Source organism: Streptomyces sp. NPDC057694 (assembly GCF_042799415.1).
Taxonomy (GTDB): domain Bacteria; phylum Actinomycetota; class Actinomycetes; order Streptomycetales; family Streptomycetaceae; genus Streptomyces.
Window position 1 is genome coordinate 225,450 of the sequence record NZ_JBHVIX010000014.1, and the last position, 7,574, is coordinate 233,023.

Annotated in this window: 4 protein-coding genes; 2 read left to right on the top strand and 2 right to left on the bottom strand. The window is 66.2% G+C overall.

Translation table 11 applies throughout. From position 1 onward, the window contains the following. The first annotated feature begins 229 nt into the window (after window positions 1–229). Together ACFVDP_RS27800 and ACFVDP_RS27805 are read left to right on the top strand one after the other, a co-directional pair. Window positions 230–1,675, top strand: a complete 1,446-nt coding sequence (locus ACFVDP_RS27800; RefSeq protein WP_383495155.1) for a hypothetical protein — start codon at window positions 230–232, stop codon at window positions 1,673–1,675. Between the two features lie 110 nt (window positions 1,676–1,785). Then, on the top strand, window positions 1,786–3,798 hold the full coding sequence (locus ACFVDP_RS27805; protein ID WP_383495158.1) for an ATP-binding protein: 2,013 nt from the start codon (window positions 1,786–1,788) through the stop codon (window positions 3,796–3,798). 63 nt (window positions 3,799–3,861) lie between these two features. Here the strand turns inward: ACFVDP_RS27805 and ACFVDP_RS27810 are convergent, their stop codons facing one another. Both ACFVDP_RS27810 and ACFVDP_RS27815 read right to left on the bottom strand, forming a co-directional pair. Then, window positions 3,862–6,495: a Helicase associated domain protein gene (locus ACFVDP_RS27810; protein WP_383495161.1), complete on the bottom strand. Its 2,634-nt coding sequence runs from the start codon at window positions 6,493–6,495 to the stop codon at window positions 3,862–3,864. After that, the gene (locus ACFVDP_RS27815; RefSeq protein ID WP_383495164.1) at window positions 6,492–7,046 is read right to left on the bottom strand and encodes an HD domain-containing protein; all 555 of its coding nucleotides are present in this window, start codon (window positions 7,044–7,046) and stop codon (window positions 6,492–6,494) included. The genes ACFVDP_RS27810 and ACFVDP_RS27815 overlap by 4 nt, the downstream gene beginning before the upstream one ends. Window positions 7,047–7,574 lie beyond the last annotated feature (528 nt).

The window sequence follows — 7,574 nt, forward strand, 5'->3', positions numbered from 1 at the left end:
GTGGAACTTCGGGGTGCTGCCGAGGTTGGTGACGATGCAGTCATAGATGCCGCGCATGCCGACCTCGGGATTGGGCTGGTAGATCACTTTGTAGCGGGCCGGGTGGAGGGACCCTTGAATGCGACGGTCTTGCCCGCCCCGACCTCGCCAGTGCTCCCAAGCCGCAGACCGCACCGGGAGTCCGGGAAACATACCTGCGTCGGCAACACCAGGTGGATACATTCGAGAGGTGAACGAGATCGCGCGCCGGGACGTGCAGCCGCCTGCCAGTGATGACCTTGAACGCTTCGAGGAGATGCTCCTCGATCAGCTTGCCGAGGCTGGGCTCCCGACTGACGGAGTGCTGGTAGAGCTGCCGGAACGCGAGCAAGCCCTCGCCAGCTTTGGAGGTGCTCTCCGGCGGCTGCCGATGGCAGATCGCGGGCGATCTGTGTATGTCAGCAAGATGATTACCGCGGCGGCGGCCGGACTCTTCGACGCGGCGCTCAACTACCTATGGAACGAGACAGTCGGCGAGCTCCGTCGACGTGTAGCCGGATACGACCTTGGCTACTTCTTCGACATCGCGGTGCCGTCACATGACCGACGGAAGCACCTGTCGACGGAGGACGACCTGGTCAAGGTCGACGACATCGACCTGCTGCGCGCCGCCCGCGAGATCGGTCTGCTCTCCGCTACCGGCCACGCTCAGATCGATCACATCCGCTACATGCGGAACTACGCCAGCGCCGCCCACCCCAACCAGGTCGAACTCACTGGCATGCAGCTCGCTGCATGGCTGGAGACGTGCGTCAGGCAGGTCATCACGCTGCCCTACGACACCATCACCGCTGAAACCGGCAAGCTGCTGGCCAACATCAAGAAGGATCAACTCGACCCGAGCGAGGTTAAGAACACCACGGGGTTCTTCGGGGATCTGCCTGCAGACCGCGCTGACGCCCTCGGCGCCGGCCTGTTCGGCCTCTACACCAACACCAGCCGCACACCAGTCGTCGCCGACAACGTCCTCCTGCTGTGGCCAGAACTGTGGCCAGAGATCAGCGAAGAGGCACGACAGCGCTTCGGCGTCCAGTACGGCAGGTTCAGCGCCAGTGCCGACATGGCGCAGGCTCGGGCAGCTAAGGAACTCCTCAACCTCGTCGACGGCGGGGCCTACCTGCCAGAGAACGAGCGGGCAGCAGAGATCGACGGGGTACTGGATGATCTGCTGGCCGCCCATCACGGCTACAACAACTTCCACACGGAACCGGCTCCCGCGCGATCCCTGGCCGTGCTGGTCGGGCAGTACGGCGACGTGCCGGAAGCGGTGCAGGGCAAGTACGTCCTCGCGCTGGTGGAGGTATTCCTTGGGAATCAGTGGGGCGTGTCCAATGCGGCCGTATCCAGCTATCACGAGCTGCTCGCAAAGTTGACGAGCAGCCAGGCCGGCCGCGTGCTGCGCAGCTTCACCGAGGCGGAGATCTCAGCCACGCTTTGGGCCTCTAAGCCCCAGGCGCGGTGGAAGATCCTACTCGGCATCATCGAGCCCAAGTTGACCGCACGCTCGGACCGGGAACTGTTCGAGGCGGTACGGGCTTTCACCGGGACGCCGGACAAGCTGGCCAGCGACACCAAGATTGCTCGACTGGCTGGGCCACGACCGTCACGCGTCGTAAGGCGCCCGAAGAAGAAGTGAGTGGGTGGCCTCCAATCGGGCCCACCCACCTTCCTAATGTTGGAAAGGTTCTTACAGGGCGTTGATGCGGGATGGACAATCCGTTCCGGCCTGTTGAAGGATGCACTGTTATGGCGGATCACGTACTTCTGGAAGCCGGGGACGACCTGGTGCGTCAGCTCTCGCACGAGCGAGAAGCCGTCAAGGCTGTCTTGGAGCTGGTGTGGAATTCCCTTGACGCCGACGCCACCAAAGTCGACGTGACCATCGAGCGATCTGGCACCACGGGCCTAGACAAGATCGTCGTTGCCGACAACGGCGACGGCATCACCCCGGAGAAGGCGCGGACGGCCTTCAAGCAGGTCGGCAATTCCGACAAGCGGGTAGGCGGCACAACTGACCGGCTGCAGCGTCCGCTCCATGGAAAGGCCGGCCGCGGACGCTTGCGGGCCTTCGCGCTGGGTGATGCGACGCGCTGGACGAGCACAGCCCACGCAGTGGACGGCAAGCTGATGCGCACGACGATCGAGTCGGAGATCAGCCGTCGGACAACCTGGCGGATCGACACGCAGCCGGCGCCTGGGACGGACAGCCCAGGCACGAAGGTGGAGCTCTGGGGAAAACAGGCACACCACCTCAACAAGCTCCTGGAACCCAAAGCCGCCACCCAGATCACGGCGGCCCTCGCGCCCTATCTCCTGACCTGGACCGATGTCCGGGTCATCTACGACGGCCAGCGCATCGACCCACAGACCCAGATCCAGGCCGAAGAATTCGAGGACCTCACCTTCGACTACGAGGACCAGACATATCCTTTCCACATCCGGCTGATCCACTGGCGCACGGGCATGGAGCGCACCATCGCTCTGTGCGACGCCGCCAGCGCCCCGGTGGAGAGCCTCGATGTATCCACCGAACACGCCGACTTCTCCTACACCGCCTACGTGCTGTGGGAACCGATGCCCCGGCACCGGAACGAAATTCCTTTGATCACGTTAGGTGGCGACACCCCCCTGGCGCCTCTGTTGCGGACTGCTCGCGAATGGATCGGCGCACGGTTCGAAGAACGGCGCCGACGGCAGCGCCGCCAGCTTGTCGAGCGGTGGATAGAGGAAGGCGTCTACCCCTACCCGCGCCGAGCTGAGGGTGACCAGGCCCGTGCCGAACAGGCGACGTTCGACTTGGTCGCCACCTCCATCAATCGCCACATCACAGGCGACAGGACGAAGAAGCGGCTCACGCTGTCCCTGCTGCAGAACTCCCTCCGGCACAACCCTGACGAGATGGTGGAGATCCTGGAGAAGGTGCTGAGCCTGGGAGGTGACGATGTCAGCCACCTGCACGGCCTCCTCCAACAGACCAGCCTGTCCAACATCATCCGCGCATCGTCCATCGTCACCTCACGGCTGCAGTTCTTGACCGCCCTCGAGCATCTGGTCTTCGACGTGGACACCTACGGCGTGGTCAAGGAACGCGATCACCTCCACAAGATCCTCGAACGCGAACTGTGGGTCTTCGGCGAAGAGTTCAACATGATGCGAAGCAGCGAGATCGGCCTGACCCGCATGCTGGAACACCACCGGCGCGCCGTCGGCTGGGACCCGACCCCAGACGGACCCGTCCGCGCGGTCGACGGCGGCACTCGGCGAGTCGACCTCATGCTTTCCGCTGAAAGCCACGAGCACGATCGCGTACGGCACCTTGTGATCGAGCTCAAGGCGCCCGCCGTCGACGCCGACCGGGAGCAGGCTCTCCAGGTGGATGACTATATGCAGGCTGTCCTCAACGAGCCGCGCTTCGCCAATGTCGAAACAACCTGGGACTTCTACCTTGTCGTCCGTTCGGTGAAGGACAGATTGAAGCCGGCTCTTCGCCAGGCCAACAAGCCCGAGGGCCTGTACCTCGAACCCACCCAATACGAGCACGCCGGTGTCCGGGTCTGGGTGCGCACGTGGTCCGAAATCCTGCGAGAAGCCAAGCAACGGCTGGAGTTCGTCAAGAAAGGCATCGACCACAACCCCTCCCTCGAACAGGCCCTCGCCTACCTCCGACACCGCCACGGCGATCTTCTACCCGACCAACTGCGTCAGCCAGCCGCAGTTCCCACGCCGCGCTCCGGGCCAGCCCATAATCCCGCTGTCTGATCCGGCTCGGGCGGACGTCTGGATTCGCCCCAGACCTCGCCCGACACGGATGGTTCACGGCCATCACCAGCGCATCCCCAGAGCATCCAACTCCGTACGCCGTTCACCGGTGAGTTTGTCGGCGCGCCTCCTCACGTTGGCAGTCCACATGCCCAGGTCGACCAGGACGTCGCCGTCGACCGTGGTCTCACGACCGGTCGCAGCCGGCCCGGCGAGGTCGACGGGCAGAGCCTCTACATGCTTGCGGGGGACGTTGAGATGCCCCTCACGGGCCTGGTACTGGCGGGCGGCAGCCATGTTGAGGGCCCACTTGTGGTCCTGGGTCCGCTTCACCGGCCGCTCTTCCTCTGCGGCGGCCTGGATGCCGAGGGCGTTCTCCAGCAGCCACTGCTGTGCCGGCTGCAGCTGCTCGAACTCCAGGCGCTGCGCCGCCACCCAGCGTCCGAGGTCCTCGCCCTGGACGACGACCTCACCCGGCGTGGTCGGGAGGCTTCCGCCGCCGGCCAGATGAGCTTGCACGAGCCGCAGGCTCCGCTGCCAGCCGGTGTCCCAGCCTGGGCGCCATCCAGGGTCGATGTCGTCGAGCTGCTGGCGTCGTTCGTCGGTGAGTGCGCCGGCCGCCGACCCGACCGGCTGTCCGGCCTCCCGCCGCGCCGCGATCCGGTCAGCCAGCTTGGCTGCGTCCCGCATGTTCTTCGCCCACTTCCCCACCGGATACTCGTTCCACACGGCCGTGGCCGGCGGCAGGAAGTGCCCGTGCACCTCGGCCCACGCGCGCGCGGCGGCGAGCCCGTCGGCGAACGCGTCGTCGCGCGGCGCCCAGACCATGCCCAACCCGTCCAACTCCCTGACGCGTTCAGGATCCAGCCGTCCGGCCTTGTAGGAGCGCCGCTGATGGGCCAGCCAAACCCCGAGCGGGAAGGCGGCCGGTACCCAGTCCTCAGGCGTCACGAAGGCGTACGGCACGTTCAACGGCCCGTCTCCGCGTTCCTTCACGTACCGGGCCGCTGCCTCGATCCCGCGCAGCCAGTACGCGCCCTCCGGCTCCAGGACCCGCAGTCGCAGGAACCGCGCGAGCTCCACCGGATCGCGCGGGCTGGCGAACTTCAGCAGCTCCCGCGCCCGGGCACTCACTGCTTCGACCGGCGCCCCCTCGTCCGCGGTGTCGATGTCCTCCAGGAAGTCACCATCGTCAGCGTCCTCGAGGCTGGTCTCGTCCCAACTTCCGCTCCTGGCGCGGGAGTCGGCAAGCGCCTCAATGGTCTCAGTGTCGTGCGCCCGCAGCGCTTCAAGGACCTTGGCCAGGCTCCCGTAGGCCGGGGACGTCAATAGATTATCCGCGTCTTCATCCGCTCCGAGAAATACCGGAACGACCAGAGAGGCAATTTTTCCCTGCCCTGGTTTCATACGCAGGGCGCGCCCAACCATTTGCACGATATCGACCATGGACCCGCGCACATCACAAAAGGCGACGGAATCGCAATTCGCGGTATCAACGCCCTCACCCAAAACCTTGACTGAAGACAAAACCCGCAAAGCAGCGGGCACCAATTCGACTTTAAGCCGCCCCTCCCGGCCCTCCTGGTCCTGGTCTTCGTGGTCCTGATGCTCGATGACGTCGGAGGCGAACTCCGCAAGCACGGCCCGCCGGTGTGCCGGTGCATGCTCACCGTGCAGCCAGGAAGCCCACACCCGCTTCGGATCCGGATAGGTGCGCTGGTCCTCCTCCCACAACCGCGTCGCGACGTCGCCGACACCGGAGGCCATGGCTTCGGCTTCGGCCACGCGGGAGTGGAAGGTCAGCAGCTTGCGCAGGTTCTCCCGCGCGGCCGCGGTGAGCACCCCGGCCTGCAACGCCGCCAGCCGCGCCCCACGCACCTGCTCCGTACCCGACCCGAGCTGCGCCCGGTGCCCGTACTCAGGATCACGAATATCGACGCATACCACCTGATAAGGTGCAATCAAGCCTCGCTCGATCGCCTCCGACAGCGAGAGCTTGTAAGCGACGGGGCCGAAGACGGGGGAGTCCTCGCTCATGCTCGCCACCAGCCGCGAACCCTCCCCGCCGCCCCCGCCGGTCCCGTCCTGGGTGGCCTGCCACACCCGCGGCGTCGCCGTCATGTACAACCTGCGCACCGCGCGGAGTTTGTCCTGGTCGTGCACGGCCGCCCACGGCTTCAGCCCATCCCCACTGGTTCTGTGGGCCTCGTCGACGACCAGGAGGTCGAACGCGTCCAGGCCGAGCGTGTGGGCCTTGCGCAGCACGTCCACGGACGCATAGGTCCCGAACAAGGTCACCTGCTCCAAGTCCCGTACCCAGTCAACGAGTTCACCCTCGTCCGTGGTGCACGGCAACCCCCCGGAGTCCTTGGCCGGCAGCGAGCACACCCCGACCATCGCCCCCGCCCGGCCGCCATCCCGCCGCCACGCCGTCGCCATCTGCACTAGCAGATCCAGCGTCGGCACCAGCACCAGCACCCGCCGCGCCCTCAAGCGCTGCGCGGCCGCCGCGGCGATGAGCGTTTTGCCGGAGCCGGTCGCCGCGATGCACTGGCACCGCAGCCCCGCCTCCGGCAGACGGCCGTCAGCGGGCCCCTGGAGGGCTCGCACGACGGCGTCGACCGCCTCAACCTGGTGAGGCCGCAGAACCTGCCCAGCAGCCCGCTCAGAAGCCCGTTCAGGGGCCCGCCCGGTCACCGCGGGCCCAGCCCGTCGAGCTCGGCGAGCAGGGCCGGATTGACGATGGACACGACCGCCTCAATGTCCGCCCGCCCCGCCGCCGGCCACAACTCCGCCCGCGCGGCCCGGTACTTCGCCGCCAGCCGCTCCCGCTTGTCAGCGGGCAGCTGGGCGGCACGGTCGGGGTGGCTGTTGTGCGCGTTGTCGGCGATCTTCAGTAGCGTCGCCTGGGGATCGGCGGTGATCCGGCAGATCTTTTCCCCGTACGCCATGTTCGCCTGGTTCGTCACCGCCTTCACGATCTCCACCACCCGCGCGGGCACCCCACGCTGAAGCAAGTCGTCAGCGCTCACGTCGGTGTCCTCCAGGACGTCATGCAGAAGCCCCGCCATCACCAGCTCGTCGCCGAACGGGGCGAGGCCGGCCGCGACGGCCCGCACATGCCCGATATAGGGGACACCGATTTTATCGACCTGGCCCACATGCGCGGCAGCAGCCAAAGCATCAACATCCGCGACGGAAATGACCGAACCAACCACGGGACGGCTTTCCGGGGTGGCCTCACGCATGCTTCCTCCTGGGGTCGTAATTGAGTAAAGAATTCAGCCGGGCCGGATGAATGACACACAATCCGGCATCGACCTGATGACTCGTCAGACGCGTTGTTTCTGCGAGTCGGTGGCGCGCCCTCAGTACAGAAGGTAGCGCATCCGAAGTTTTGACACACGCAGTCTCGCAGATTGTCCTGAAGTCTGCGAGACTGGTACCTTCGGGATGTGAGAGTGAGCGTTCCCGATCATTCCTGACCGGGCGTCAGTCTCAAGGGCCGGCCAGGACGGAACCTTTAGGACTGGGAAAGGCGCGTAGGCCCGATCTCCAGCAGACCGCCGCCTTCCCCTCTGGCTGGCGCTTTTGTCGAGTCCGCGGAGCGGATTCGACACTGGCCGGATCGCGGAGCGATTCCGGGCCGCCGGGCCGCGGAGCGGAACCGGCAGGGCGTCACGGAGTGACGCCCAACTCCCCGACGAAGTCGGGGAGTTCTTCCCGCGCTTGCGCGGGAACCGCCGCGTAGCGGCGGCGCGTCGTGTCTGCGGAGC